Below are 23,760 nucleotides of genomic sequence, written 5' to 3'. Positions count from 1 at the left end.
ACACGTTCGGTCTTATTTTTCAGGGACCTGCTTGTTTATCTGAACGCTAACCTGCTCTTTGCCGCTGAATGTCTGCAGCGAGCTTTCGCCGAACCAGTCCCCCGGCTGCGGCGTGGCCAATCCGTCCTGTGAGAGGCGCACACGCACCTGCACCTGATGCTGTGCCGAGAGTAGACGCTCGGGCATCATGGCGTTGCTGTCGTCCAGAGAGAAAGACAGCGGAAAACGGCTCAACGGCAATTGTTTTACCGCGACCGGCACCGGGCTGACGCCGTCGGTCACCGAGATAACCAGCGTCCCCTGCGGCGGCATGGCTTTCGCCGCCTGCGGTGACAGCGAAACAGTCACATTCAGTTTAACAGTTTCTCCGCCAGCCTGGGCTTTTGCTTGTGCAATACTGCGCTTTATCACTTCCGCGCGCGGATCGTTGGCCGGCAGCAGCTGCAACATCACCTGCCAGGCGCCGATCGCCTGTTTGAAATCGCCCTGTTCGAAAGCATTAAACGCCAACAGGCTGAGCACCCGCGGATCGCTGTGATTTTCCGCAATCATGCGCCGCAACAGCTGCGTCGCCTGCTTGTTATCCTCCGGATCGTTGGATCGCGTCAAGACCTCGGCATAGCCGAGCCGCACTTCCAGACTATTCGGATCCAATTGATAGGCATGGGCAAACGCCTGCGTGGCGGTAGTGGCGTTGTTCAGCGCCATGCCGACGCGCCCCAGCATCATCCAGTCATTGATATTGCGATCGTCCTGCTGCAGCTCGGTGCGCAGCCCCAGCCCGAGGCGAGCGATCTCTTCCATGCTCAGCGGTTTGGCGCGCTCATTGGCGACGCGCTCACGCAATTCCGGCATTTGCGCCTGCACCAGACGCCAGTCCAGCACCTGCGCCAGCCCGCCGGTTTTCAGATAAAAGCCAACGGTCACCGCCAGCAATAACAGCACGCCCGGCACTAACGCCCAGCGGTTGATCGGCTTCGCCTGCGCCATCTGCTCGGCCGGGATGTCGTTCAACAGGTTCTGTTGCAGCTCTTTCACCAGTTCCGGGCGCTCGGCCACCACGCCCTGTTGCTCGTCCTGCTCCAGTTCGCTGAGGCGATCCTGATAGAACGCCTTGTTGAGCGCATCGCGCGTGGCGGCGCTCTGCTTGCCGTGGCGCATCGCCGGCACCACCAGCGTTGCTGCGGCGCCGGCCAGCAACACGCAAATAATCAGCCAAAAAGCCATTAGGGTTTCTTCCTGTCAGTCTCTTGCAACAGCGCCGCCAGGCGCTGCCGTTCCCGTTCAGAGAATTCATCGTCCACCGCCGCGTCGGGCCGGCGACGGGTGCGCAGGATCACCACCGCCCCGCCTATCAGCACGAACAGCAGCGGGCCGATCCACAAGATCAGCGTCGCCGGCGTTACCGGCGGTTCGTAGGTGACGAAATTGCCATAACGCGCCACCATGTAGTCGATGATCTGCTGCTTGCTTTGCCCCTGCATCATCAGCTCATACACCTTGGTGCGCATGTCGGCGGCGATGATGGCGTTGGAATCGGCAATGCTGTTGTTCTGGCATTTAGGGCAACGCAGCTGTTCGGTCAACTCGCGATACTGCTGCTCCTGCTCGACGGAGTTAAAGCGATAGGTATCGATCGCCGCAGCGGCGCTCCAGCTCAGCAACGCGGCGCACAACAGGACAATCAGCCTCATGCCTCACCCCCGTACTTTCTATACAGCGGCAGCACTTCCTGCTGCCAGACGCGCTCGTTCATGTCGCCGGCGTGGCGATAGCGAATAATCCCCTGGCCGTCGATAAGGAAGGTCTCAGGCGCGCCGTACACCCCGAGATCCAAGCCCAGCATGCCATCGCCGTCATACAGGCTGAGGGCATAGGGATTGCCGAGGGAATTGAGCCAGGTCACCGCCTTGGCGCGATCGTCTTTATAGTTCAGGCCGACCACCCGCACGCCGCGCGCCGCCAGCGTATTGAGATACTGGTGCTCCGCGCGGCAGGTCGGGCACCAGGTCGCCCAGACGTTGAGCAATATCGGCTTGCCGTCGCGCAGCACCGCCTGATCGTAGGTTTTGCCCGGCTGATCCAACGATTCCAGCCTGAAGGTCGGCACCGGTTTGCCGATCAGCGCCGACTCCAGCATGGTCGGATCTTCGCCGCCGGCGTTGCGCGTCAGTTGCACCATCAGGGCCACCACCAGCAGCAGGAAGAGCACCAACGGGATAAACAGCAGCTTACGCTTCATGATTGCGCCTCCAGCTTGCCTTCACGCTTGAGCTTTTTGCTCATGCGATAACGCGGGTCGAGAATGCACAGCAGGCCGCCGATCGCCATAAAGACGCCGCCGAACCAGATCCAGCGCACGAAGGGTTTGTAATACAGGCGCACCGCCCAGGAGCCGTCTTCCAGCTCCTCGCCCAGCGCCGCGTACAGATCGCGGCTGAACCCGCCGTCGATCGCCGCCTCGGTCATCATGCTGCGCGCCACGCTGTAGTAGCGTTTCTCCGCGTGCAGCGTCGCCTCCGGCTTGCCGTTGCGCGTGACGTCGATGATACCGACGCCGCCGCTGTAGTTCGGACCGCGAATGTCGTGCACGTCGCGGAACACGAAGTGATAGTTGTGAATATCCACGCTGTCGCCGGCCTTCATCCGCACGTCGCGCTCCACGCTGTAGTTCTGGCTGAAGGCGATGCCGATCACCGTCACCGCCACGCCGAGGTGGCCGAGCACCATGCCCCAGTGGCTGCGGGACAGCTGCCGCAGGCCGCGCCAGAAACCGTGACGATGGGTGGCGCGCTCATGCAGCTCCATCAGCGTCAGGATGATCACCCACAGCGCCATAATCAGGCCCACCACCGTCATGCCGGCGATGCTGTCCTGCAACAGCCACGGCAGCAGAATCGACAGCACCAGCGTCACCAGCAGCGCCACGCCGAGGCGGCGCCACAGCTTGCCCGGCTCATCGCGGCGCCAGCGCACCAGCGGCCCGATGCCCAACAGCAGCGCCAACGGCGCCATCAGCCAGGTGAACATGGTGTTGAAGAACGGCTCGCCGATCGAAATGCTGCCCAGCCCCAACTGTTTGTGCACCAGCGGCAGCAACGTGCCCAACAGCACCACCAGCATGGCGGCGATCAGCAACACGTTGTTGCCCAGCAGGAAGGTCTCGCGCGAGAAGGTCTCGTGCTGCACCCGGCTGCGCACCTGGCCGCCCTTGACCGCGTACAGCAGCAGCGAACCGCCGATGACGATCACCAGATAGGCGAGAATAAACATGCCGCGCGCCGGGTCGGAGGCGAAGGAGTGCACCGAGACCAGCACGCCGGAGCGCACCAGGAAGGTGCCCAGCAGGCACAGCGAGAAGGCGGTGATCGCCAGCAACACCGTCCAGGCTTTGAACGTGCCGCGTTTCTCGGTCACCGCCAGCGAATGCATCAGCGCGGTGCCGGCCAGCCACGGCATAAAGGAAGCGTTCTCCACCGGATCCCAGAACCACCAGCCGCCCCAGCCCAGCTCATAGTAGGCCCAGGCCGATCCGAGCACGATGCCCAGCGTGAGGAACACCCAGGCGGCGGTGGTCCACGGGCGCGACCAGCGCGCCCAGGCGGTGTCGAGCCGGCCGGCCATCAGCGAGGCGATGGCGAACGCGAAGGCGACCGAGAAGCCGACATAGCCCATGTACAGCAGCGGCGGGTGGAAGATCAGGCCGATATCCTGCAGCAGCGGGTTGAGATCGCTGCCGTCGATCGGGAAGTTAGGCAGCGTGCGGGTGAACGGGTTGGAGGTCATGATGATGAACAGCAGGAAGCCGGCGGTGATCATGCCCATCACCGACAACACCCGCGCCACCGCGTCCTGTGGCATCGCCCGGCTGCACAACGCCACCGCCAGCGACCAGCAGCTCAGCAGCAGCACCCACAGCAGCAGCGAACCTTCGTGCGCCCCCCAGGTGGCGGCGATGCGGTAATACACCGGTAGTTGGGTATTGGAGTTGGTGGCCACGTAGGCGACGGTAAAGTCATTGACTACGAAGGCATGCACCAGGCACAGGAACGCCAGCGCAATCGCGGCGAACATGCCGTAGGTCAGCGGGCGGGCCACCGCCATCATGCGGCTGTCCTGCCGCGCCGCGCCCCACTGCGGGTAAATGCTCAGCAGCAGCGCGATCGCCAGCGCCAGGCACAGCAGAAAACTGCCCAGTTCCGGCATCATGACTTGGCGCCCTCCGCCTGCGGCGCGTTATACGCTTCCGCCGGCCCTTTGTGATTCTCTTTCATCGCGTCGGCCACTTCCGGCGGAGTGTATTTCTCGTCGTGCTTGGCCAGCACTTCGCGCGCATTGACCACGTTGCCCTCGCCCAGCACGCCCTGCGCCACCACGCCCTGCCCTTCGCGGAACAGGTCCGGCAGAATGCCGGTGTAGGTCACGCCGATCGCGCCGCGCGCATCGTAAATCTTGAAGCTGACCTGCAGCGTATTGGGATCGCGCTTCACCGAGCCGGGCATCACCATGCCGCCGATGCGCAGCCGCTGGCCAACCTCGGGCTTTTCATGGTTTTCGCCCTTGCCCTGCAGGATTTCACCCGGGGTGTAGAACAGATCGATGTTGGAGCGCAGCGCGTACAGCATCAGGGTTGCGGTCAGCGCGATGCCGATCAGCACAACGATCGCCAGATAAAGGCGGCTTTTACGACGTGGATTCACAATGATTTCTCCCGCGGTGCGGCGGATTTTTGTTTTGATTGTTGCGCATGGCGAATGCGCCGCTCGCGCGCCTGACGGCGGCCGATCTCGGCGAGCAATAGCCGCCGCTGCCAGACGGTGTGCGCCACCAGCCCCAACAGCGAAATCAGCGTGACGGCAACCGCCAGCCAGACATAGAAGGCATAACCGCCCATGGCGAAAAACGCCGGCCAGGAATCGAACGCGGCATTCATGACTGACGCTCCTTATTCACCAGCCCGGCAACCCACGGGCGTTGGCGCTCCTGGAACAGGATCAGATTGCGCAGGCGCATCAGCGTCAGCGTGACGAACAACAGCAGGTAGCCGAGGATCGCCCAGCGCAGCGGGGTGCGCATGCTTGGCGCGATGGATTGCTGCATGTTGGTCGAGCCCTGATGCAGCGTATTCCACCATTCGACGGAGAAATGGATGATCGGAATGTTCACCACGCCCACCAGCACCAGAATGCCGGCGGCGCGGCCCGCCAGGCGGCGGTCCTCGAAAGCGTTATACAGCGCGATGACGCCCATATAGAGGAACAGCAGCACCAGTTCGGAGGTCAGACGCGCGTCCCATACCCACCAGGTGCCCCACATCGGCTTACCCCAGGCGGAGCCGGTCACCAGCGCGATAAAGGTGAACACCGCGCCGATCGGCGCCATCGCCGCCACCACGGTATCGGACATTTTCATCTGCCACACCAGGCCGATAAACGCCGCCACCGCCATCGAGGCGTAGATGCCCATCGACCACATGGCCGCCGGCACATGAATATAAATGATGCGGAAGCTATCGCCCTGCTGATAATCCTTCGGCGCGAAGCCAAAGCCCCATGCCCAGCCAAGCAGCAGGCAGGCCGCCGCCGCCAGCCCCAGCCAGGGGATAAAGCGGCCGCAGACGTGATACAGCCGTTCGGGCCGCGCCAGTTGATGTAACCATTTCCACATTGTCGTCAGTGCTCACGGTAATTTTTATGCGTCGGCCGCTCCGAACGTTCGAAACGGCGAAAATCTTCTGTGGGGTACGCTCTTGTCGGCCTTGCCCCGTCTGTTCTCAATACGTTAGCTAGTGCACGCTCACTCGCAGCGCCGCCGCGGTGGCAAACGGCGCCAATGTTACGCTGCCCGCCAGCATCGCGCCGAGTATCGCCAGATAACCGTCGATCGGCATGCCCATCGAGGCGGCGTCGATCGCGCCGGTGGCGAAGATCAGCACCGGGATATACAGCGGCAGCACCAGCAGGCTGAGCAGCACGCCCCCTTTGCGCAGGCCGACGGTCAGCCCCACGCCGATAGCGCCGATCAGACTCAGCGTCGGCGTGCCGAGCAGCAGCGTACCCGCCACCGCCAGCCAGGTTTGCATATTAAGCGACAGCAGCAGCGCCACCAGCGGCGACAGGATCAGCAGCGGCAATCCCGTCACAACCCAGTGAGCACACACTTTGCCCAGCACCGTCATCGGCAGCGGCGTCGGCAGCAGCAACAGCTGCTCCAGCGAACCGTCGAGAAAGTCGTCGCGAAACAGCCGCTCCAGCGACAGCAGCGAGGCCAGCAGCGCCGCCACCCACACGATGCCCGGCGCAATGCGCGCCAGCAGCTGCGGTTCAGGGCCAATCCCCAGCGGGAACAGCGTGATCACAATCAGGAAAAACCACAGCGGGTTGACGATCTCCGACCCTTTACGGCAGGCGATCTTCAATTCGCGACGCACCAGAGTCAAAAACATCACAAACTCCCCGCGTCGTGTTCCGCCAAACGAATTTTGCCCACCGTTTGGCTGACGCCGGCCAAATCCTGGTGCGTGGTCAACAATACCATGCCGCCCCGCTGCGCATGTTGTTCAAAAAGGCTAATCAACTCGGCCACGCCCTGTTTATCGATTGCCGTCAACGGTTCATCGAGGATCCACAGCGGCGCCGCGCTCAGCCACAGGCGCGCCAGCGCCACGCGCCGCTGCTGCCCCGCCGACAGCTGCGCCACCGGCAGATCTTCGTAACCCACCAGCCCCACCTGCTCCAGCGCGCGCCAGATGGCCTGATGCTCGGCCGCGCCGCGCACCGCCTGATAAAACTGCAGATTTTCGAAGGGTGTCAATACGGCTTTGATGCCCGGTTGATGGCCGATAAACAGCAAATCTTGCTGATACGCCGCGCGATCGCGCAGCGTGTTGCGCCCGCGCCAGCACACCTCACCGCCGTCCGGCCGCGCCAGACCGGCGAGGATGCGCAGCAAACTGGTCTTGCCCGCGCCGTTCGGCCCTTCTACCTGAATGATATCGCCCGGCTGAACTGAAAAGCTTAGCTCGCTAAACAGGATGCGCTCATCGCGCACGCAACTCAGACTTTTGGCTTCCAGCATCAGGGAACTCATATTTTTCTTTGGGATAGCGAATCATAGCATAAGCCTTTCCCCACACGCAGCCTGCGGCGGGCGCGCCGAGGGGCCAATATGGCGAGCAGGATCAAGAATGCGTGGAAAAAATCGGCGGATTTTAACTCTTGTTACCTTTTTCTGTATTTCGCCGCATTTAGGCCGGGCAACTACGCTTAATGACGTGAACTCACCCTTATTGAGCAGGAGCGACAGCATGAACGAACAGCCACGCCAGAAGCACGAGCCGGATGAGACAATGCAGGTAGAGAGCGAAGAGCAGGAACAGGGCAAACGCGAAATCGAAGTCAGGGAAGAAAATTTGCCTTCGCGCGCGGCGGCGGTGCATGAGCAGATCCGGATGGAAGGCGAAAAAGAGCTGGAGCGCGACGGGCTGGCGCTGCTGTGGTCGGCGATCGCCGCCGGGCTGTCGATGGGCGCCTCGCTGGCGGCGAAAGGCATTTTCCACGCCCGCTTGCCGGACGATCCCAGCCGCTTTTTCATTGAGAACCTCGGCTACACCTTCGGTTTTATCATTGTCATTATGGCGCGCCAGCAGCTGTTTACCGAAAACACCGTCACGGCGGTGTTGCCGATCATGCATAAGCCCACGCCGCGCAACCTGCTTATCCTGCTGCGCCTGTGGGGCGTAGTGCTGCTCGGCAATCTGATCGGCACCGCGCTGGCGGCGCTGGCGTTTACCCATATGCCGCTGTTCGACGCCGAAACGCGCCGCGCCTTCATCAGTCTGGGCGAAGAGGTGATGCGCCATACGCCGGGAGAAATGTTCGCCAACGGCATCCTGGCCGGCTGGATCATCGCCACCATGGTATGGATGTTCCCGGCCGCCGGCGCGGCGAAAATCTGGGTGATCGTGTTGATGACCTACCTGGTGGCGATTTGCGATTTGACGCATATCGTGGTCGGCTCGGTGGAGATCCTGTATCTGGTGTTCAACGGCGCGATGGGATGGCAAGCATTCGTTTATCCGTTCGCCCTGCCGACGCTGGCGGGCAACATCATCGGCGGCACCTTTATCTTTGCGCTGATAAGCCACGCGCAAATCCGCAACGATTTGAGCGCCAAAAATAAGGCGGCGCGCGTGCAAGAGAAAAAACGGCGCCACGGCGGGGAAAAACCGTGATCGCCGTCGGTTAGCCGAGGAAATTTCGGCGCGAACTGGCGAGGTATTGAGCAAACGCGCCGCTAAGCGCTTATTCTGCGGGTAAAAAAAGGTATAATGCCCCGGCAGCTTTGGTTGCCGGTCCGCAGCGTCCCCGTAGTTAAACGGATATAACAAGCCCCTCCTAAGGGCTAGTTACTGGTTCGATTCCAGTCGGGGACGCCATTTTTCCTTATCGAGCCAATGCGCATCGACCGCCCGCGGCCCCTGCTTCAATCCCTTGCTCAGCCCTAATTTCATCCCTGCGGGTGCAGGCACGCCATCCAGGTCATTCCTGCCAACGCGATTGGCTGATGTTCCCGATTATTGGTCATCGCATTTCCTGAAAACATGAACAGAATAAATGCCAGCGTGAATTGAATGGCCCGTTTTCCTAAACCGGCAACGATGATTCGTCCAAAGGCAGACAGCCTTAAATACAGTAGCAGGAGTGCGTGGTGCCGTTTATTCATCGAATCGGGGCGATTTTCTCTATTCATGACGTCTCCTTTTCCATCACTACGTCACAGGAATAAGTATATCGACATTGATAACCTTACTGTTTGAATTTTCATCTCTATATAGCTCGATAAAGAAGCTTTCTCTCATTTTGACGTTGATAGCCGGCAAGTAAGCGTCATATATCCCCTCAAAAAAATTAACGTACTCAGGCAACTCGCCCATAAAGGGAATAACAATATATTTGCCCATTGGGATATAGAAGTTGAAGATGGAGTGAAAAACTGCCTGATCCTTGCCATTGGCATGGCATTTATTCCCCCTGCTTTTCTCTACATTATATGCCCCCCAATTTTTGCTTAGCCGTTTCTCATTAGTCTGCGCAATATCATTGGCATCTCTGTATTTCCTTATAGAATGGAAAATTAATGTTTTGTAATGCTTCAGCATCTCGATGTCATCCGGCATGACCGTATGATAGAAATAGGGTTTATTATCGTTGCCGTACGGGGGGATCTGCGTGGAAAAATCCCATCCCCGGCTGTTTCTAAAGCTGTTGGGCGTTTCGCCAAAGAAACGTTTGAATGCCCGGGTGTAGCATTGCTGAGAGGCAAACCCCGATGCCAAGGCGACATCCAATATGTTCCCTTGATGCTGTTTGAGCAAGACAGCCGATCGGCTCAGCTTTCTATTCCTGATATACGTCCCGAGCGTAATGCCAAAATAATGCTTAAACAACCGCTGTAAATGCCATTTAGAGTAACCCGAGATAATTGAAACCTTCTCAACCGAAAGTCCCTCCACAATATTCTTTTCCATATACTCCAATACTTGTAAAAGAATATCTCTTCTGTAATCCATGTGCGCTCCTTGCATTTATAAAATCCGTATCCTTTTCATTAAAATCGTTAAGCGAAGAAATTAAGTCATTAAGATTAATCCTAAAAAATCACACCCTCTTCTTTTTATTCTCACACCCTCCAAGAGGTCATTATATAAATAACTGAAAACGATCATGTTATATAAATCCACCCACAAGAAAATCGAAAAACAAAATTTAACGACACAAAGTGCATCTATTAAAGGAGCACTTGCGCCGCCAGTGAGAATCACACTTTCTGTTAAATTTTTTATCTTAAAGTGTTTTTTTATCGCATCAATTGCATGGCCGAATAGGAATTTCATCATCAGAAATGAAATCGCATTTTATAGCCTTGATTGTTGATAACACTTATTGCAGCTAATGGGTAAAGCCTGAGCCGTGGCTAAGGAAGCTGAGAGGAATAAACTCAAAGCCTGAACATCAGGCTTAATAATCACCTGTCGCAACAGTGAGTTTCTTTTTTATCTTTCCCTGCACAGAAAAAGCGGATGCATCAACAAATCATGTTAGAGGTCATATATTGCCTTCCCGTCCGGGGGGCATGGATGCTCCCGCACCGCGCCAGCCTCTCCGCCGTCAAGCGCCAAGCCGATACGCGCCATAGTTTGTTACCCTAACCGCCCGCTCCTCAAAAAAAAGCCCAGCACGCAAGGCTGGGCTTTTCATCCAATGTACGGATTAGTCCGTCAGGTTGTCGATCTCTGCCGCTCTGTGCTTACGCAACAGATACAGCAGCAAGGACACCCGTCGCTCGGTCCGTTCCGGGGTATCCGGCGGCAAGTTATAGCGCAAGGTGTAGCGCTCGTTGTTCTCGTTGCAAAAATCGATGACCAGTACGGGCGCGGACGCTCCCGCCACTTTTCGATAATTCAGCGAGATGCACGACAGGTTTTTGCCCATCTCAACTCACCGTGACGGTACGGCGGGTTGACTCGGCAATTCGCCCCACGCCGGCGCTCAACGCAGCGCCGAGCAGCAGTATCAGCAGTGAGCCCCACGCGGCGCGAGAGAGTTGCTTGGCCGCTTCATCAGCCGCTTCACGCGCTTTCTGCTCGGCCTCGGCCTTGAGTTTTTCCACCTTCTGCACCGCCTGCTGATAAGCCTGGGCGTAGTTATCGACGATTTGGCTCGCTTCATCACGGCTCTTGCCGGTGCGTGCCGCAACAATATTCACCAGCGCGTCCTTATCGGCGGCGCTCAACGTCGGCTCACCGGACTGCTTAACGCGCTCGAACCACTGCTTAAGCTCAGTGGCGGCCTGCGCCGGATCGGCCGCGGCATCCACGGCCGACTGTTTGCCGTCGGCGGCCGCCCGATTGGCTTTCTGCTCCAACCGAGCCGGATCCAGCTCCGGCTTACCGGTCTGCTTAAGCGTTGCGTTCAACTGGCTTTCCAGGTTTCCCCAGTCCAGGCTGATGCCCTTTTTATCCAACTGTTGCTTCAGGCTGTCGCCCACGCTTGGCGCCGCCGCCGCCAGGCCGCTGCCCGCCAGCGAGAGCCCTTTGCCAACCGCGTTGCCAGCCAGCCCCACCACACCGCTTGCCAGCGACACCATCAACCAGGTGGTCAGCAAGGTGGTGATCGCCCAGCTCAGCAGGCCATGCAAGCCGCCGCGATTCGGCGCGGTGCGGCCAGCGACGAATGCGCCCGCGGCCAGCGACGCCAGCGTTGAAACCAGCAGCCAGATCCCGGTGCCGGTGCCAAATCCGCTCAGCGGGTTGCCCTTTTGCATCATATCCACGGCCTGGGCACCGATCGCCGTCCCCAGCACGCTGAATATCAGATAAGTCACCAGCGCCACGGCACTCCCGGCCAATATCGAGCCCCATGACACCTGAAACGCAAAGCGATTTGATTCATAGACAGTGGTCATCGTTGTTCCTTATATTTTCTGGACAAGTGATTGCACGCACGGCACAAAACCGCGCAGACAAATTCAGTCTGCCGCGCGGCATCATCGGCCGTCCCGGTTCATTTGCACCAGAACGCCTGGTGCATTCACACCCTGCGAATACGCACGTTATGCACTAAGCTGCTCAGCGAGTAGCGTAACCCGCGGCCGCCTTAAGAGGCCGCTCCCCTTCTGTCTAGCGGAGAACACATGAGCCAATCCGTCTTGGCCAGCGAAACCAACCGCGGCCACCTGCAGCAAATCATCTCCGGCTTGTCCGACGGCGTGATCCTGACGGATACCGATCAAACCCTGCTATGGGCCAACGAGGCCGCGTTAGCCATGCATGGCGTGAGCCACCAGCAAGCCCTGGGGGCCAATGCCGGTGAGTACGCGGCGCGTTTTGCCCTGCGCTATCGCAACAACCATCCGCTGACTTTGGAACAGTACCCTTTGAACCGGGTTGCCGATGGCGAGACCTTCACCGATGTGGTGGTGGAAGTTCGCCAGGTCGACGATCCGGACAGTTTCTGGGTGCACCGCCTGCGGAGCCTGATCGTCACCGATCCGCAGGGGCAGCCGGAGCTGCTGGCGCTGATCATGAGCGACGCGACGGAGTGGGCCAGCGCCGAACAGCGCTTTGAAAAAACCTTTAACGCCAATCCGGCGCCGGCGGTCATCTGTCGGCTCAGCGATCTGCGCTACGTCAAGGTCAATCAAGGGTTCCTTGATATGACCGGTTACCAACGTGAACAGGTCTTGGGGCGTTCGGTTTATGAACTGGACGTCCTGCAACAGGCCGAGCATAAAGAGCTGGCCGTGCAGCGCCTGGGGGAAGGCGCCACCATTCCGCAGATGGAGGCCGAACTGAAACTGCCCGACGGAGGCAGCAAGCTGGTGGTGGTTGCCGGTCAGCCGTTGGACATCAATGAAGACGACTGCATGCTGTTCACGTTTACCGATCTCGAACCCCGGCGCCAGGCTGAATCGGCGCTGCGAGAAAGTGAAGAGCGGTTCGCCAAGTCTTTTCGCCTGAGCCCGGTGCCAACGCTGGTGTGTACTGCAGACGGGCGGCGCGTGCTGGATGTTAACGAAGCCTTCGTCCGCGCCATCGAATACAACGCCGAAGCCTTGATCGGCAAATCGGTCGACGAGATCCCGGTTTTTGACGATCCCGAGGCGGGCAGCCGTTTGTTTGCCGCCCTGGAAAAAACCGGCAATGTTGAAGGGATGGACATCCGGGTGCGCAAGAAAGGGAGCGAGTTAATCGACTGCGTGGCCTCGGCGGATGCCGTCAGCATCCATAATGCGCCCTGCTATCTGTTGGTGCTCATGGACATTACCGAACGCAAGCGCTCGGAGCTGGAGCTGGTGAACGCCATCGAGGAAGTGATGCAGGACGCCTCGTGGTTTAGCCAAACCCTGATCGAAAAACTGGCTAATGTGAAAAGCATCAATCGGTCCAACCAGGCCGGGTTTGCCGCCAGCGATCTCACCCCGCGCGAGCGCGATGTGCTGGGTTTGATCTGCGAGGGACTGCCGGACAAGAAAATCGCGGCGCGCCTCAATCTGGCGCTCAACACCATTCGCAATCATGTCGCGACGGTCTATTCCAAACTCGGCGTGCACAGCCGCAGCGAAGCCATCGTATGGGCCAGAGAACGCGGGCTGTTTACCGGCGGACCGGCCTCGATGAATGGCAAGTAGCCTGCAAATGCACTAGCCATACCGATGCAAACGCCCCTTATGAGCACCGAGTGAAGTGCATAACATGGCGGTGCAAATGCAGGCTTTCGCCCTGTGCGAATGCCAAACGGATCGAACCTAAGGAGCGCATCATAATGAACAGCGAAAAAGCCAATGGCATGATGGAAAAAGTGGCGGGCAAAGCGCAGGAAATCGCGGGCGACGTCAGCGGCAACGAACGTTGGCAGGCCGAAGGCGTCACGCGCCAGGCAGTGGGCGCGCTGCAAGAAAAATACGGCGACGCCCTGAGCTGCGCCGGCAGCATGATGAAGAAAAATCCCCTCGCCGCGTTGGCACTCGTTGCCGGCGCAGGTCTGTTGGCCGGCCTGCTGCTGCGCCGCCGTTGATGGGCGCCGACGAGCAAACCGCTTTTCCCTGAATGCCGTGTCCGGTGGGCAGCCACCGGGCACGGTTCTTTGGCCAGGCGGGGGATTGCGGCCTCCCTCTCGTTGGCATCCGGGCTTAACGCGTGCTCTGCGTCGCCATGCCACGGATTATTACGGCGAAACCGTTATATCCCGCAGGGAACATGAGCCTTTATCGTTCAGGCTGCCGCACACCGCCTTTACTGGCGGCTTAACGGCGCCTCTTTTATTATATTCGTCCTATTGCTGATTATCATCGCTCTCTCAATCAACGCCCCCAGCGCCTGTTATTTCCGCTTGTTATGCAAGCAAGTTAATTTACCCTCAACATAACGAAATTCCTCGACATAAAAACCGAACATATCAATCAGGCTGGGTTTATCCTCCGCGCCATTAAATGTTAATATTGCCGGATTATGCGCACGGAGAAATAGCATGTTCCCCAGTAAAAAACATTCGCAGCGGGCGACCCCGCTGACCAGCTATCAATTTTCCAGGCTGCATACTTTCGAATGCGTCGCCCGTCATTTATCTTTTGCGCTGGCGGCACAAGAATTGTCGATCACCCCCAGCGCCGTGAGCCACCGCATTAATTTGCTCGAAAAGGAATTGGGGTTTCTGCTATTCCAACGCTTTCATCGCAGAATTACGCTGACGCCGGAGGGCGAGCGCATGCAATGGGCGCTGAACAGCTCCTTCAACACCTTGAATCAGGAAATTCTGGACATCAAAAATCGCGAGTTGACGGGGACCTTGACCCTCTACTCGCACCCGTCCCTGGTGCAATGTCTGCTGCTGCCGCGCATCGGCGACTTTATCGCCCAGTACCCCACCATTCACCTCAACATTCTGACCGGGCAGGAAATCATCAACCTGGCCAACCGCGGCGTGGATCTGGCGATGTACTTCGGCAAACTGCGCTCGGGGCGGCATCTGGAAGAAGTCTTTATGCAGGAATCGATGGTGCCGATCTGCACGCCGCAGTACGCCGCCGCACACAATCTGTATGATGCGCCGGAAAACCTGGCTCACTGTACGCTGCTGCACGATCGCTACAACTCCGGCGAAGATGAGTGGCAAACCTGGTCACAACACTTTGCGCTGGGGCTGGATACCGACAGTAAAAGTATGGAGTTCGACCGCTCCGATCTTGCGGTGCTGGCCGCCACGCGGCACCTTGGCGTCGCCATGGGGCGGCTCAATCTGGTGCAGGATTGGATCAAAAGCGGTGAGCTGATCATCCCGTTCAGCAATATGACCGTGCCCTGTGAGCACTGCTATTTTACCTCGACCATCTCCGAGCGGCAGTGGCCGAAGATCCTCGCGTTTAAGCAGTGGATCATGAAGACCTTTCCTCTGGCCTGACGGCCAGAGGCTTATTTCCATATGTTGGGGGAATAAGAGAAGTGCAGCGCACAGGAATAAATGCGCCCGTCTTTTGAATAGGAGATGTATTTCCGATTTTTATCCCAGGTCAGCAGGGAATTATTGGCAAAGTAATAAACCTCCAGCGGCATCCCGTTAGCCAATTTCGACCAACCTCGGTTTCTTATCACGGTAAAGTCACCGTTATCGCTGAGCGTAATCAACGGCACGCCCCAGGCATAGCGGGATATTTGCATCTGAATAATGAATTGGCTTGCGCAGCTTATTTGGTAATTTTGTACATCAACATCCATAATTTATATTTTTGGTGCCACCCTACGGTCAAAATAAATAAGATATGAACAACTCACCACGATTAACCCCAGTACGATCAGCACGGCACCCAATACAAACTCAATTTGCAGCGGCTCGCCGAGCATGACGACCCCAGCCAGGATGCCGAATACCGGCGTCATAAAGGTGAGAATGCCCAGCGAAGAAGCCTGATAGCGGCTCAACAGTGAAAACCAGATCAGGTAGCTGAAAAACGACACGATCACCGTTTGGAACAGCAAACTGCTCCAGGCCACCGTGCTCATGACGACGTGCAAATTGCCCGACGCTATCGCCAGCAACGACAGCAGCACGCAGGCGCCCGTCAACTGGAACAGCAGCGTCTGTTTAGCCGGGCACTCCGCCAGACGCGTGGTACGGATCACCAGCGTAGAACCGCCCCAGGCGATCCCCGCCAGCAGGCCGTAGAGATCGCCCTTTAACCGAGCTGCGTCGCCGCTGCCCTCAGCCATGCCCGATATGGCCAACACCACGCCGCCAAAGGCGATGAGCATGCCAAGCCACTGCACCGGCGACAGGCGTTCCTGGCGAATCAGAAAATGCAGGCCGAGAGCGGAAAACAGCGGCGCGGTGTACAAAAACACCGCCATATGCGAAGCGCTGGTATAGCGCAGCCCTTCGGAGACAAAAAAGAACTCCAGCGCGAACAATGCCCCTACGCTCAAACCGGCGCTCAGCGTGGCGCGATCCCAGGTGAAGCACTCGCCGCGGCAACGCGCCAGCAGGTAAACCCCCAGCGCGGCGAGACCGGAGCGAATGGCAATTTGCAGCACCGCCGACACATCCGGCTCGGCGGCCTTGATCGCCACCTGCTGCATCCCCCAAATGGCGCATAGCATCACCATGGCGGCGGCAGCCCTGCCGTCGATACCGATTCTTGCATTCATAATAGGATTCCCGCCGCCGTTGAAATAATTACAGGCTGCCGTCGCGTTATTCTTTATACACCACGATTTCCTGATAAAGCTTAATAACTTCGCCATCGCTGTCGACGGAGTCGGTATATTCAGTTTGCTGCGCCAGGTGAATCACCTTCCAGCCTTTTCGCGCCAATTCAGGGATCGTCAGGCGTCCCACGTCGCGGCAGAAAAACAGCGTGTCGTCAGACAACCTTAACTTACTAACCTCTGCATAATCATAAGCTTGAGAATGGCAAACGTGCGACTCCGCCGCCATCGCCGGTAATGAAAACAGCCCCACCAACAGCATTAACAGATTTCTCATGGCGACCTCCCAATCGCTTATTCCTGCCAACCGATTACGCAAAAATGGCTCACGTTAATACGGCGGTGACAGGCTGGAATTAATTATCTCTTGCATGGCTGAAATTACAGGCTGGGGTTGGTGACTGACAAATGAAAAATATAAACCTTGGCGTTAAATGAATTCATCCGAGTGGAGAGAGAGGCAGAGCGGCCACTTTCACCGCACGAAATGGTCAAAAACCGGCCAATAATTAGCAAGAAAAGTAATTATTTATTTTACCGTTTATGCTACAAATGCCGCCCGCCGCTAAAAAACCAAAAAAACCGTCAAAATGCGCAAAAATGCAGCTTTCTGCGCAAAACATCGGCATGGCGGCGCTGATGAGGGCGGTCATACCTAAAACAGGGATAACACATGGCAATGAAATTGCGCGTAATGACTCAAGCGGTGGCGCTGGGTCTGGCGATCGGCAGCGCGTCGTTCGCCGCTCAGGCGGAAATCACCCTGCTGAAGCAAGATCCACAGGCCGGCGATCCGCTCAGCCGCCTTAACTTCACCGTTGGCGGCAGTATTCGTCCGCAGTTCAACAACATGACGGGCGACGGTGACAAGGGCTCGTACAAGCGTAACGGCTTCGACGGCGGCACCCGCTTCCGTTTCGCTGCGGACTACTATCTGTTCGACGATATCAGCTGGATCAGCTACTACGAGCTGGGCGTGAACATTCCGGCGCTGTTTGACTGGGATCACCACTATGCCGACGGCGCGAGAAACACCAGCCGCCGCATGCTGTACACCGGCCTGAAAAGCAATACCTGGGGCCAGATGACCTTCGGTCAGCAGAACAGCGTTTATTATGACGTGGTGGGCGCCAAGACCGATATCTGGGACTACGACATGCTGGCCCAGGCGCCGGGCAACGGCATCAACGGCGACTACGACGGCTCTTACCGTTCACGCAAAATGCTGAAGTACAAGAACCGCTTCGGCGATGCGGACGTTTACGCTTCGTACCTGTTCAGCGACAGCGACTACCTGCCGGGCAACGGCCTGCGCTACAAGCGCAAAGGCGGCGGCTCTCTGGGTGTGGATTACCACATTACGCCGGACCTGACCTGGGGCACCGCCTGGAACTATACCCGCGCCGAAATGCGCAATCCGTCCACCAGCGGCAGCAAGAGCTATGACCAGAACATTTTCGGTACCGCCATCAGCTGGAAACCGGACAACTGGACCCTGACCTTCGGCGGCGGTTACTACAACGACTTCCTGACCACCAAAAAAGCCGACGTTAATAATTACTTCGCCGGCGATGCGTGGGGTATCGAATACCTGGCCGGTTATACCGTGCCGGTTGGCCAGTACGCGGTGAAATCGGTGATGCCGTACTTCATGGGCGACCGCCTGGAATACATCACCGGCCGCAACTACCAGCGCATCGATAACGGCCTCGGGGTGACCGTACAGTTCGACTACGGTTTCCGCGTTGACGTGGAGCACGTACTGACATCGAGCACCGACAACCTCGGCGATATGACCGTGGTGCGTCTGCGCTACGATTTCTGATTACTCAGAATGCAAAAAAGGCCGCACAAGCGGCCTTTTTCGTTTATTGACGCAGCGTCAGAAGCCACCGCGCGCCGAGCGCCCGACCGCTTCGCCCAGTTGCCATACCGCCATGGCGTAATGGGTGCTGTGGTTATAGCGGGTGATGACGTAGAAGTTCGGCAGACCGTACCAATACTGGTAGCCGGTGCCGACATCCAGCCGCAGCAGGCTGGCCTCTTGGTTATCGCCGAGCGAACCCTGCGGGCTCAGGCCGGCTTCGGCCAGCGCGGCGACCGAGTAGCGCGTCTTGAAGCCGTTTTCCAACCCCGGCGCCTGGCCGTTGGCCTGAATGGCGACCGGCTCGCCTTTGGACCAGCCGTGCGCTTTGAAGTAATTGGCCACGCTGCCGATGGCATCGACCGGATCCCACAGGTTGATATGCCCATCGCCGTTGAAATCGACCGCATAGCTTTTGAAGGAAGAAGGCATGAACTGCCCGTAGCCCATCGCACCGGCGAAGGAGCCGCGCAACTCGAGCGGATCGTCGCCTTCGGTGCGCGACATCAGCAAGAAGGTTTCCAACTCACCGGCGAAGTAATCGGCGCGGCGCGGGTAGTCGAAGGCCAGCGTCGCCAGCGCATCGATAATGCGGGTTTTACCCATTACGCGGCCCCAACGGGTTTCCACGCCGATAATCCCCACGATAATCTCCGGCGGCACGCCGTACACCTGCCAGGCACGCTGCAGCGCATCCTGATATTGATTCCAGAACACTACGCCGTTTTGCACGTTATCCGGGGTGATGAACTTGTTGCGGTAGCGCAGCCAGGAGCCATTCGGCCCGGTTGGCCCCTGGGTAGACGGCGTCGGCGCCTGCCTGTCCATCAGCCGCAGCACCGAATCCAATCGCCGAGCCTGCGCCAGCACGTCGTGCAGCTGCTGCCGGTCAAAACCGTGTTCCTGCACCATCTTCTCGATAAAGCGCGCGGTATTCGGGTTATTGGCGAAATCCCCACCCAGCGGCGCGCCGCTGTGCGCCGGGCTCAGCAAAAAGCCGCCCTTTACCGGGGCGCTCTGCGGCGTAGCGGTGGTACTGGGTTTCGGCGTGCTGCTGCAGGCAGCAAGCAAGGTAATCAGCGGTAAAAGCGCAACCAGGTGACGCATCGGATATCCATATAGCCATGCAAGAGATAAGTGGGAGTTATGTTAATGCATTGTTCAACGCGAACAAACAGGATTATGCCGCCAATGACCGCGTCAGGTAGCCAAACGTGCCAAATTGTGACGTTTTGCACGGGCAAAGAACGCCCGGTGTGGCCGCGCTGAATCTCAACCGCAACTAAATGAGAAAAGTTATCACCTTGACGCCCACGTTTGCCCCGATAAAATGCCCGACTGCTTGCCACCCGGCTATCGCCGCAATGATCACGACAATGGACTGTGATGGAATCTCTCGGACAACTCGCCAAAGACCTGTACCGTGGGCGCATCTCGCGCAAACCGTTTATTTTCTCGCTGGCGATCTTCGCCATCGGTATCGTGCTGCTGTCGTTTCTGTCGACCTATCTGGATAAAAACCATTTTCGCGCCCACGCGCACGGCGACGGCGCCGAATTCGTCTCGGTGCTGCTGTATCTGCTGTGCATTATGGTGTGGGCGTTGTTCTGTTTCGGCCTGGTCACGTGGTTCATGGCCAAAACCGCGTTCCGACTCAACGATATCGGCCTGCCCGGTTGGGCGTTGGCCGTCGCGTGCTATGTTTGCTCGGTGCTCAACAACTACTCCCCCGGCCCGGCAGCGCGCTGGCTGCCGTTGTTCAGTCTGGCAGTCATGGTCTGCGCCCTACTGTTGCCGCCCGACGGGCTGCGACGCAAGCCGCGTGAACAGACCGATTGAGCGCCATGCCGCTCAAGGCTATGGCTATCCGCCGTCCGTGCCGTCACAATAGCGCCTCATTCAGGTTTTAATCAGGGATCGCCATGTTCAGCCATTACTTCGCCCATTACGCCTTCGATCGCGACAGCGACGCCTGGCAAATCGGTTTTCGCGACTTCCCCGAGTGGCAAACCGCCTGCTATAAACGCGAAGACATCGAACTGGAGGCGCAGGAAAGCCTGTTGGCCGCCATCGCCGCCACGATGGATGAAGGTTTGCCCCTGCCCGCCCCTTCCCCTCTGCAAGCCGATGAGTTGAGGGTACACCTGCCGGCGCTGGTGGCGCTGAAAATCGAACTGCACAACGCCATGCTGCGCAAAAACACCGGTAAAGCGGCGCTGGCGCGCAAGCTGGGTTTCAACGGCGGGCAAATGGAGCGGTTGCTGGATATCGGTTACGCCTCGAAGGTGGAAGCGTTGGAGCAGGCGCTGTATCTGTTGGGCTACGACGTGCGCGTGACAATAAGTGAAGTTTGCCAATAAGTTAGCAACAGGTAAGCAAAATATTATCCGCAGGGGCTAAATTTTCCTCCATTCGCGCCGATGTGATCGTTACCTAATCCTCTGTCGCAACAACGAAGGCTAAAAATGGAGTGGAGTCGCCGTCATATTTGGGCCGTTATTCTGCTGTCTTGTCTCGTTTTTTGGGTCATTCTGGCGACCGGCATCAACGCCGTCGCCTGATCGCCTGCCGCTGCATTGCTTCATCCCTTATTTTACAGCCCGCCACGGCGGGCTAGTTCCTGTCGCCCGCCGATAAAAAGCGTTATAAAACAGCGCGCCCTGTTCAAAAAACAGCCGAAAATTGTGATCAAAAACACAGTATTGAAATCAGACCAGTATTGAGAGTACATTAGCGCCGATCCTGTCGCGGTTCGGATTTTACCTCACGGAGCATGAGGCGCGACAACCGGACAACCCGCGCGCGAGGACGTTGTTCTTTCGTTTGGAAGAACCCGCCCGACAAACAGGTTGCCCATAAAACACTCAGCACAACAATCGGGATCATTGCTGGCGAGGACTCCAGACAGGAGTTGTTCAGTGAAATATTTTTTGATGGGCGTGTCATTCATGCTGGTTGCCTGGGTTGGCACCTTCATGTTGATGGTTGCCTGACCGGGAACACAGCCAAAGGGACGCGCGAGCGTCCCTTTGTCGTTTCCGTCGTTCGCCGTTATTTGCCCGGCATCATGCGGCGCAGGGTGTCGTCCTTGCGCAGGTAGTGGTGATACAGCGCCGCCAGCGCATGCGCGCCAATGATAAAGTAGCCGATATTCGCCAGCGTCTCATGAACCGTTTTAACCAGCTTGCGCATCACCGGATCCGGCGTCACCCATTGCGGTACCGGCCACCCCAGTAAAGTCCACGATTTCCCGCCGTAGGCCAGGGTTAACACGCCCAGCAGCGGCAACATCAGGAATACCACGTACAGCAGCCAATGGAAGATCTTGGCGCCCACTTCCTGCCATTCCTCCAGCGGCGGCGTGGTCGGCGGCGTCGCGTGGAGAGTGCGCACCGCCAGCCGAATCAGCATCAGGGCAAAAACCGAAGCCCCAAAATTAAAGTGCAGATTTTTGACCAGCGGCGCCCACGCCTCCGGCACCGAATCCTTCAGCAACATCGCCGCGTAGGTGAGGATCACCATCAGCAGCGTCAACCAATGTAAAACGATTTGCGATCGCGCGTAGCGGTTGCTCATACACTCTGTCCAAAAAATAAAATTCAGCGTAGTCGAGCATAATGGGGAAATAATGAAGAAAACCTTGGGGCGGGAAAAAATAAGGCCGGACAAACGTCCGGCCTGACAGGATTATTTGGTGCCGCCGCCTTTGCCCGGCATCAGCAACCCGTCCGCACGGAACATCGCCTTGATGCCGCGCACCGCCTGGCGGATACGGTCCTGATTTTCGATCAGCGCGAAGCGCACATGGGTATCGCCATAATCGCCGAAGCCGATGCCCGGCGAAACGCAAACCTTGGCTTCCGCCAGCAGGCGTTTGGCGAACTCCAGCGAACCGAGATGGGCATAAGGTTTGGGAATTTTCGCCCAGACGTACATCGACGCCTTTGGATTTTCCACCATCCAGCCGGCCTCATGCAGCCCCTTAACCAGCACGTTGCGGCGCTGCCGATACTGCTCGGCGATATCGCGCACGCACTGCTGATCGCCTTCCAGCGCGGCGATGGCCGCGACCTGCAGCGGCGTAAAGGTCCCGTAGTCGTGATAGCTCTTGATACGCGCCAGCGCGCTGACCAGTTCGGGATTGCCGACCATGAAACCGATGCGCCAGCCGGCCATGTTGTAGCTTTTCGACAGGGTGAAGAACTCCACCGCAATGTCTTTCGCCCCCGGCACCTGCATGATCGACGGCGCTTTCCAGCCGTCATAGACGATATCGGCATAGGCCAGATCGTGGATCACCAGCACGTTGTACTGCTTGGCCAGCGCCACCACCCGCTCGAAGAAATCCAGCTCCACGCACTGCGCGGTCGGGTTGGACGGGAAGCCGAGGATCATCATTTTCGGGCGCGGAATGGTTTCGCGAATGGCGCGCTCCAGCTCGCCGAAGAAATCCACGCCGTCCACCAGCGGCACCGAGCGCACCTGAGCGCCGGCGATCACCGCGCCGTAAATGTGGATCGGGTAACTGGGGTTCGGCACCAGCACGGTATCGCCGTGATCGAGGGTCGCCAGCATCAGGTGCGCCAGCCCCTCTTTCGAACCGATAGTGACAATGGCTTCGCTTTCCGGATCGATATCCACCTGATAACGATCGGCATACCAGCGCGAAATGGCGCGGCGCAGGCGCGGAATGCCGCGCGAGGTGGAATAACCGTGGGTGTCATCGCGCTGGGCGACGGCGCACAGTTTTTCCACGATGTGCGGCGGCGTCGGGCCGTCGGGGTTACCCATGCTGAAGTCGATAATATCCTCGCCGCGACGGCGTGCGGCCATCTTCAGTTCGGCGGTGATGTTGAATACGTAAGGGGGAAGGCGTTCAATGCGCGTGAAACGGCGCTGTGGACTGTTATCAGCCATAGGGGATTCCTCGATAAACGTTAGCGCCCGGACCGTCCGAGCGACGCTGGCCAGCGAACTGACCGAATATCGAACATAGCGCAGCGCCGACGAGCTTGTCGATACCCGGCGCGATATTTTTATTTGCCGCCCTGAAACTCCGCCGCCAGCAGCCCGAACAGCCAGTCGTCGCGCCACTCTCCCGCCAGGCGGAAGTTATCGCGCAGCGTGCCTTCCAACTGAAAACCGCACGACTCCAGCAGACCGCGCGAGGCGAGGTTGCCGGAGGTCACGGTAGCGGTCAGCTTGTGAAAACCGCAGGCGTTCACCGCAAAATCCAGCACCGCCCGCAGAGACTCCTTGCCATAGCCCTTGCCCTGCCCGGCAGGCAAACTGCCGTATCCCACCTCCGCTTGCCGATACGGCAGCCACTGCGGGCGAAAGCCGGTAATGCCCACCGCCTCCCCGCTGTGCTTCTCACGCATCACCAGGCACAGCCACTGATCGCCGTGTTTGTCCCAGGCCGGCAGCCGCGCGTCGAAACGCTCGCGGATCGCCGCTTCGCTGAGCGGATCGGCGATATAGCGGATCACCTCAGGATCCTGGTAAAGGCGCAGAAACAGCGGCCAGTCCTCGGCGGTTATCGACTGTAAGTACAAGCGTTCAGTGACCAGCTGCATAAAATCTCCGAAAAACGAAAAAGAGGAACTTACGAATGAAAGATATCTCTTTATTTTCC

28 protein-coding genes and 1 tRNA gene are annotated in these 23,760 nt (G+C 58.3%); 9 read left to right on the top strand and 20 right to left on the bottom strand.

Going from position 1 to position 23,760, the window contains the following annotated elements:
* Window positions 1-12: 12 nt before the first annotated feature.
* The 9 genes from ccmI to ccmA form a co-directional block, all read right to left on the bottom strand.
* Entirely contained in the window at window positions 13-1,227 is a 1,215-nt protein-coding gene (gene ccmI, locus IMX17_RS00600) for a c-type cytochrome biogenesis protein CcmI (RefSeq protein WP_182264095.1), read from the bottom strand.
* A complete protein-coding gene (locus IMX17_RS00595; protein WP_033632470.1) occupies window positions 1,227-1,694 on the bottom strand; it encodes a cytochrome c-type biogenesis protein in 468 nt (155 codons plus the stop codon). Before IMX17_RS00595 ends, ccmI begins: the two co-directional genes overlap by 1 nt.
* Window positions 1,691-2,242 (bottom strand): DsbE family thiol:disulfide interchange protein, encoded by a 552-nt coding sequence (locus tag IMX17_RS00590; RefSeq protein WP_033632469.1) that lies wholly within the window; start codon window positions 2,240-2,242, stop codon window positions 1,691-1,693. Before IMX17_RS00590 ends, IMX17_RS00595 begins: the two co-directional genes overlap by 4 nt.
* Complete coding sequence (locus IMX17_RS00585; RefSeq protein ID WP_033632468.1) at window positions 2,239-4,209, bottom strand: heme lyase CcmF/NrfE family subunit; 1,971 nt, start codon at window positions 4,207-4,209, stop codon at window positions 2,239-2,241. Before IMX17_RS00585 ends, IMX17_RS00590 begins: the two co-directional genes overlap by 4 nt.
* On the bottom strand, window positions 4,206-4,700 hold the full coding sequence (gene ccmE, locus IMX17_RS00580) for a cytochrome c maturation protein CcmE (protein ID WP_004936264.1): 495 nt from the start codon (window positions 4,698-4,700) through the stop codon (window positions 4,206-4,208). The genes IMX17_RS00585 and ccmE overlap by 4 nt, the downstream gene beginning before the upstream one ends.
* Window positions 4,697-4,933 (bottom strand): heme exporter protein CcmD, encoded by a 237-nt coding sequence (gene ccmD / locus IMX17_RS00575; RefSeq protein WP_033651976.1) that lies wholly within the window; start codon window positions 4,931-4,933, stop codon window positions 4,697-4,699. The genes ccmE and ccmD overlap by 4 nt, the downstream gene beginning before the upstream one ends.
* Window positions 4,930-5,667 carry a heme ABC transporter permease gene (locus IMX17_RS00570; protein WP_004936270.1) on the bottom strand — a complete coding sequence of 246 codons (738 nt, stop codon included), beginning with the start codon at window positions 5,665-5,667 and terminating at the stop codon, window positions 4,930-4,932. Before IMX17_RS00570 ends, ccmD begins: the two co-directional genes overlap by 4 nt.
* A gap of 118 nt (window positions 5,668-5,785) precedes the next feature.
* A complete protein-coding gene (ccmB, locus tag IMX17_RS00565; protein WP_049200134.1) occupies window positions 5,786-6,445 on the bottom strand; it encodes a heme exporter protein CcmB in 660 nt (219 codons plus the stop codon).
* Window positions 6,445-7,077, bottom strand: coding sequence for a cytochrome c biogenesis heme-transporting ATPase CcmA (gene ccmA, locus IMX17_RS00560; RefSeq protein WP_015378626.1), 633 nt, complete (start codon window positions 7,075-7,077; stop codon window positions 6,445-6,447). Before ccmA ends, ccmB begins: the two co-directional genes overlap by 1 nt.
* A gap of 229 nt (window positions 7,078-7,306) precedes the next feature.
* Between ccmA and IMX17_RS00555 the strand changes: the two genes are divergently transcribed.
* Both IMX17_RS00555 and IMX17_RS00550 read left to right on the top strand, forming a co-directional pair.
* Window positions 7,307-8,233, top strand: a complete 927-nt coding sequence (locus IMX17_RS00555; RefSeq protein ID WP_046896283.1) for a formate/nitrite transporter family protein — start codon at window positions 7,307-7,309, stop codon at window positions 8,231-8,233.
* Window positions 8,234-8,362: 129 nt separating this feature from the next.
* A tRNA-Arg gene (locus IMX17_RS00550) sits at window positions 8,363-8,437 on the top strand.
* 71 nt (window positions 8,438-8,508) lie between these two features.
* Here the strand turns inward: IMX17_RS00550 and IMX17_RS00545 are convergent.
* The 4 genes from IMX17_RS00545 to IMX17_RS00530 form a co-directional block, all read right to left on the bottom strand.
* Window positions 8,509-8,751 carry a hypothetical protein gene (locus IMX17_RS00545; protein ID WP_182264094.1) on the bottom strand — a complete coding sequence of 81 codons (243 nt, stop codon included), beginning with the start codon at window positions 8,749-8,751 and terminating at the stop codon, window positions 8,509-8,511.
* Between the two features lie 19 nt (window positions 8,752-8,770).
* Window positions 8,771-9,571, bottom strand: coding sequence for a helix-turn-helix domain-containing protein (locus tag IMX17_RS00540; protein ID WP_089197288.1), 801 nt, complete (start codon window positions 9,569-9,571; stop codon window positions 8,771-8,773).
* Between the two features lie 700 nt (window positions 9,572-10,271).
* Window positions 10,272-10,493, bottom strand: coding sequence for a hypothetical protein (locus IMX17_RS00535; RefSeq protein WP_033643922.1), 222 nt, complete (start codon window positions 10,491-10,493; stop codon window positions 10,272-10,274).
* Window position 10,494: 1 nt separating this feature from the next.
* Window positions 10,495-11,466, bottom strand: a complete 972-nt coding sequence (locus tag IMX17_RS00530; RefSeq protein WP_033643923.1) for a hypothetical protein — start codon at window positions 11,464-11,466, stop codon at window positions 10,495-10,497.
* A gap of 228 nt (window positions 11,467-11,694) precedes the next feature.
* On the opposite strand from IMX17_RS00530, the gene IMX17_RS00525 reads away from it, so the two are divergent.
* The 3 genes from IMX17_RS00525 (at window position 11,695) to dsdC (ending at window position 14,960) form a co-directional block, all read left to right on the top strand.
* The gene (locus IMX17_RS00525) at window positions 11,695-13,191 is read left to right on the top strand and encodes a PAS domain S-box protein (RefSeq protein WP_046896278.1); all 1,497 of its coding nucleotides are present in this window, start codon (window positions 11,695-11,697) and stop codon (window positions 13,189-13,191) included.
* A gap of 134 nt (window positions 13,192-13,325) precedes the next feature.
* Window positions 13,326-13,577: a CsbD family protein gene (locus tag IMX17_RS00520; RefSeq protein ID WP_033643925.1), complete on the top strand. Its 252-nt coding sequence runs from the start codon at window positions 13,326-13,328 to the stop codon at window positions 13,575-13,577.
* Window positions 13,578-14,030: 453 nt separating this feature from the next.
* A complete protein-coding gene (dsdC, locus tag IMX17_RS00515) occupies window positions 14,031-14,960 on the top strand; it encodes a DNA-binding transcriptional regulator DsdC (protein ID WP_193549223.1) in 930 nt (309 codons plus the stop codon).
* 11 nt (window positions 14,961-14,971) lie between these two features.
* Here the strand turns inward: dsdC and IMX17_RS00510 are convergent, their stop codons facing one another.
* From IMX17_RS00510 to IMX17_RS00500, 3 genes are read right to left on the bottom strand one after another with little or no spacing between them, the layout of a single operon-like run.
* Window positions 14,972-15,274: a hypothetical protein gene (locus tag IMX17_RS00510; RefSeq protein WP_046896275.1), complete on the bottom strand. Its 303-nt coding sequence runs from the start codon at window positions 15,272-15,274 to the stop codon at window positions 14,972-14,974.
* A 3-nt stretch (window positions 15,275-15,277) separates the two neighbouring features.
* Complete coding sequence (locus IMX17_RS00505; RefSeq protein ID WP_193549222.1) at window positions 15,278-16,201, bottom strand: DMT family transporter; 924 nt, start codon at window positions 16,199-16,201, stop codon at window positions 15,278-15,280.
* Between the two features lie 46 nt (window positions 16,202-16,247).
* Entirely contained in the window at window positions 16,248-16,538 is a 291-nt protein-coding gene (locus IMX17_RS00500) for a hypothetical protein (RefSeq protein WP_033632459.1), read from the bottom strand.
* 396 nt (window positions 16,539-16,934) lie between these two features.
* Between IMX17_RS00500 and IMX17_RS00495 the strand changes: the two genes are divergently transcribed.
* Window positions 16,935-18,086: a porin gene (locus tag IMX17_RS00495; RefSeq protein WP_033632458.1), complete on the top strand. Its 1,152-nt coding sequence runs from the start codon at window positions 16,935-16,937 to the stop codon at window positions 18,084-18,086.
* 57 nt (window positions 18,087-18,143) lie between these two features.
* Here the strand turns inward: IMX17_RS00495 and mltB are convergent, their stop codons facing one another.
* Window positions 18,144-19,232, bottom strand: coding sequence for a lytic murein transglycosylase B (mltB, locus tag IMX17_RS00490; RefSeq protein WP_033632457.1), 1,089 nt, complete (start codon window positions 19,230-19,232; stop codon window positions 18,144-18,146).
* A 279-nt stretch (window positions 19,233-19,511) separates the two neighbouring features.
* Here mltB and IMX17_RS00485 point away from each other — a divergent pair, with 279 nt between their 5' ends.
* The 3 genes from IMX17_RS00485 (at window position 19,512) to ypdK (ending at window position 21,118) form a co-directional block, all read left to right on the top strand.
* Window positions 19,512-19,964, top strand: a complete 453-nt coding sequence (locus IMX17_RS00485) for a DUF805 domain-containing protein (protein WP_193549221.1) — start codon at window positions 19,512-19,514, stop codon at window positions 19,962-19,964.
* Between the two features lie 83 nt (window positions 19,965-20,047).
* The gene (locus IMX17_RS00480; RefSeq protein ID WP_033651988.1) at window positions 20,048-20,485 is read left to right on the top strand and encodes an antitoxin HicB; all 438 of its coding nucleotides are present in this window, start codon (window positions 20,048-20,050) and stop codon (window positions 20,483-20,485) included.
* 558 nt (window positions 20,486-21,043) lie between these two features.
* Window positions 21,044-21,118, top strand: a complete 75-nt coding sequence (gene ypdK / locus IMX17_RS00475; protein WP_099782600.1) for a membrane protein YpdK — start codon at window positions 21,044-21,046, stop codon at window positions 21,116-21,118.
* A gap of 58 nt (window positions 21,119-21,176) precedes the next feature.
* On the opposite strand, the gene IMX17_RS00470 is transcribed toward ypdK, so the two are convergent.
* The 3 genes from IMX17_RS00470 to IMX17_RS00460 form a co-directional block, all read right to left on the bottom strand.
* Window positions 21,177-21,701 carry a cytochrome b gene (locus tag IMX17_RS00470; RefSeq protein WP_033643933.1) on the bottom strand — a complete coding sequence of 175 codons (525 nt, stop codon included), beginning with the start codon at window positions 21,699-21,701 and terminating at the stop codon, window positions 21,177-21,179.
* Between the two features lie 111 nt (window positions 21,702-21,812).
* Window positions 21,813-23,042, bottom strand: coding sequence for an alanine transaminase (gene alaC / locus IMX17_RS00465; protein WP_193549220.1), 1,230 nt, complete (start codon window positions 23,040-23,042; stop codon window positions 21,813-21,815).
* A gap of 119 nt (window positions 23,043-23,161) precedes the next feature.
* Window positions 23,162-23,701, bottom strand: a complete 540-nt coding sequence (locus tag IMX17_RS00460; protein WP_046896271.1) for a GNAT family N-acetyltransferase — start codon at window positions 23,699-23,701, stop codon at window positions 23,162-23,164.
* Window positions 23,702-23,760: the final 59 nt, after the last annotated feature.

The organism is Serratia sp. X3, assembly GCF_014982455.1.
In the GTDB taxonomy this organism is placed as follows: Bacteria; Pseudomonadota; Gammaproteobacteria; order Enterobacterales; family Enterobacteriaceae; genus Serratia; species Serratia ureilytica.
This window is presented reverse-complemented; position numbering and strand designations above follow the sequence as displayed.

Bases quoted from the DNA above. Each gene is read 5' to 3' on its own strand.
- ccmI (WP_182264095.1), bottom strand. From the start codon at position 1,227: ATGGCTTTTTGGCTGATTATTTGCGTGTTGCTGGCCGGCGCCGCAGCA.
- IMX17_RS00595 (WP_033632470.1), bottom strand. From the start codon at position 1,694: ATGAGGCTGATTGTCCTGTTGTGCGCCGCGTTGCTGAGCTGGAGCGCC.
- IMX17_RS00590 (WP_033632469.1), bottom strand. From the start codon at position 2,242: ATGAAGCGTAAGCTGCTGTTTATCCCGTTGGTGCTCTTCCTGCTGCTG.
- IMX17_RS00585 (WP_033632468.1), bottom strand. From the start codon at position 4,209: ATGATGCCGGAACTGGGCAGTTTTCTGCTGTGCCTGGCGCTGGCGATC.
- ccmD (WP_033651976.1), bottom strand. From the start codon at position 4,933: ATGAATGCCGCGTTCGATTCCTGGCCGGCGTTTTTCGCCATGGGCGGT.
- IMX17_RS00570 (WP_004936270.1), bottom strand. From the start codon at position 5,667: ATGTGGAAATGGTTACATCAACTGGCGCGGCCCGAACGGCTGTATCAC.
- ccmB (WP_049200134.1), bottom strand. From the start codon at position 6,445: ATGTTTTTGACTCTGGTGCGTCGCGAATTGAAGATCGCCTGCCGTAAA.
- ccmA (WP_015378626.1), bottom strand. From the start codon at position 7,077: ATGCTGGAAGCCAAAAGTCTGAGTTGCGTGCGCGATGAGCGCATCCTG.
- IMX17_RS00555 (WP_046896283.1), top strand. From the start codon at position 7,307: ATGAACGAACAGCCACGCCAGAAGCACGAGCCGGATGAGACAATGCAG.
- IMX17_RS00545 (WP_182264094.1), bottom strand. From the start codon at position 8,751: ATGAATAGAGAAAATCGCCCCGATTCGATGAATAAACGGCACCACGCA.
- IMX17_RS00540 (WP_089197288.1), bottom strand. From the start codon at position 9,571: ATGGATTACAGAAGAGATATTCTTTTACAAGTATTGGAGTATATGGAA.
- IMX17_RS00535 (WP_033643922.1), bottom strand. From the start codon at position 10,493: ATGGGCAAAAACCTGTCGTGCATCTCGCTGAATTATCGAAAAGTGGCG.
- IMX17_RS00530 (WP_033643923.1), bottom strand. From the start codon at position 11,466: ATGACCACTGTCTATGAATCAAATCGCTTTGCGTTTCAGGTGTCATGG.
- IMX17_RS00525 (WP_046896278.1), top strand. From the start codon at position 11,695: ATGAGCCAATCCGTCTTGGCCAGCGAAACCAACCGCGGCCACCTGCAG.
- IMX17_RS00520 (WP_033643925.1), top strand. From the start codon at position 13,326: ATGAACAGCGAAAAAGCCAATGGCATGATGGAAAAAGTGGCGGGCAAA.
- dsdC (WP_193549223.1), top strand. From the start codon at position 14,031: ATGTTCCCCAGTAAAAAACATTCGCAGCGGGCGACCCCGCTGACCAGC.
- IMX17_RS00510 (WP_046896275.1), bottom strand. From the start codon at position 15,274: ATGGATGTTGATGTACAAAATTACCAAATAAGCTGCGCAAGCCAATTC.
- IMX17_RS00505 (WP_193549222.1), bottom strand. From the start codon at position 16,201: ATGAATGCAAGAATCGGTATCGACGGCAGGGCTGCCGCCGCCATGGTG.
- IMX17_RS00500 (WP_033632459.1), bottom strand. From the start codon at position 16,538: ATGAGAAATCTGTTAATGCTGTTGGTGGGGCTGTTTTCATTACCGGCG.
- IMX17_RS00495 (WP_033632458.1), top strand. From the start codon at position 16,935: ATGGCAATGAAATTGCGCGTAATGACTCAAGCGGTGGCGCTGGGTCTG.
- mltB (WP_033632457.1), bottom strand. From the start codon at position 19,232: ATGCGTCACCTGGTTGCGCTTTTACCGCTGATTACCTTGCTTGCTGCC.
- IMX17_RS00485 (WP_193549221.1), top strand. From the start codon at position 19,512: ATGGAATCTCTCGGACAACTCGCCAAAGACCTGTACCGTGGGCGCATC.
- IMX17_RS00480 (WP_033651988.1), top strand. From the start codon at position 20,048: ATGTTCAGCCATTACTTCGCCCATTACGCCTTCGATCGCGACAGCGAC.
- IMX17_RS00470 (WP_033643933.1), bottom strand. From the start codon at position 21,701: ATGAGCAACCGCTACGCGCGATCGCAAATCGTTTTACATTGGTTGACG.
- alaC (WP_193549220.1), bottom strand. From the start codon at position 23,042: ATGGCTGATAACAGTCCACAGCGCCGTTTCACGCGCATTGAACGCCTT.
- IMX17_RS00460 (WP_046896271.1), bottom strand. From the start codon at position 23,701: ATGCAGCTGGTCACTGAACGCTTGTACTTACAGTCGATAACCGCCGAG.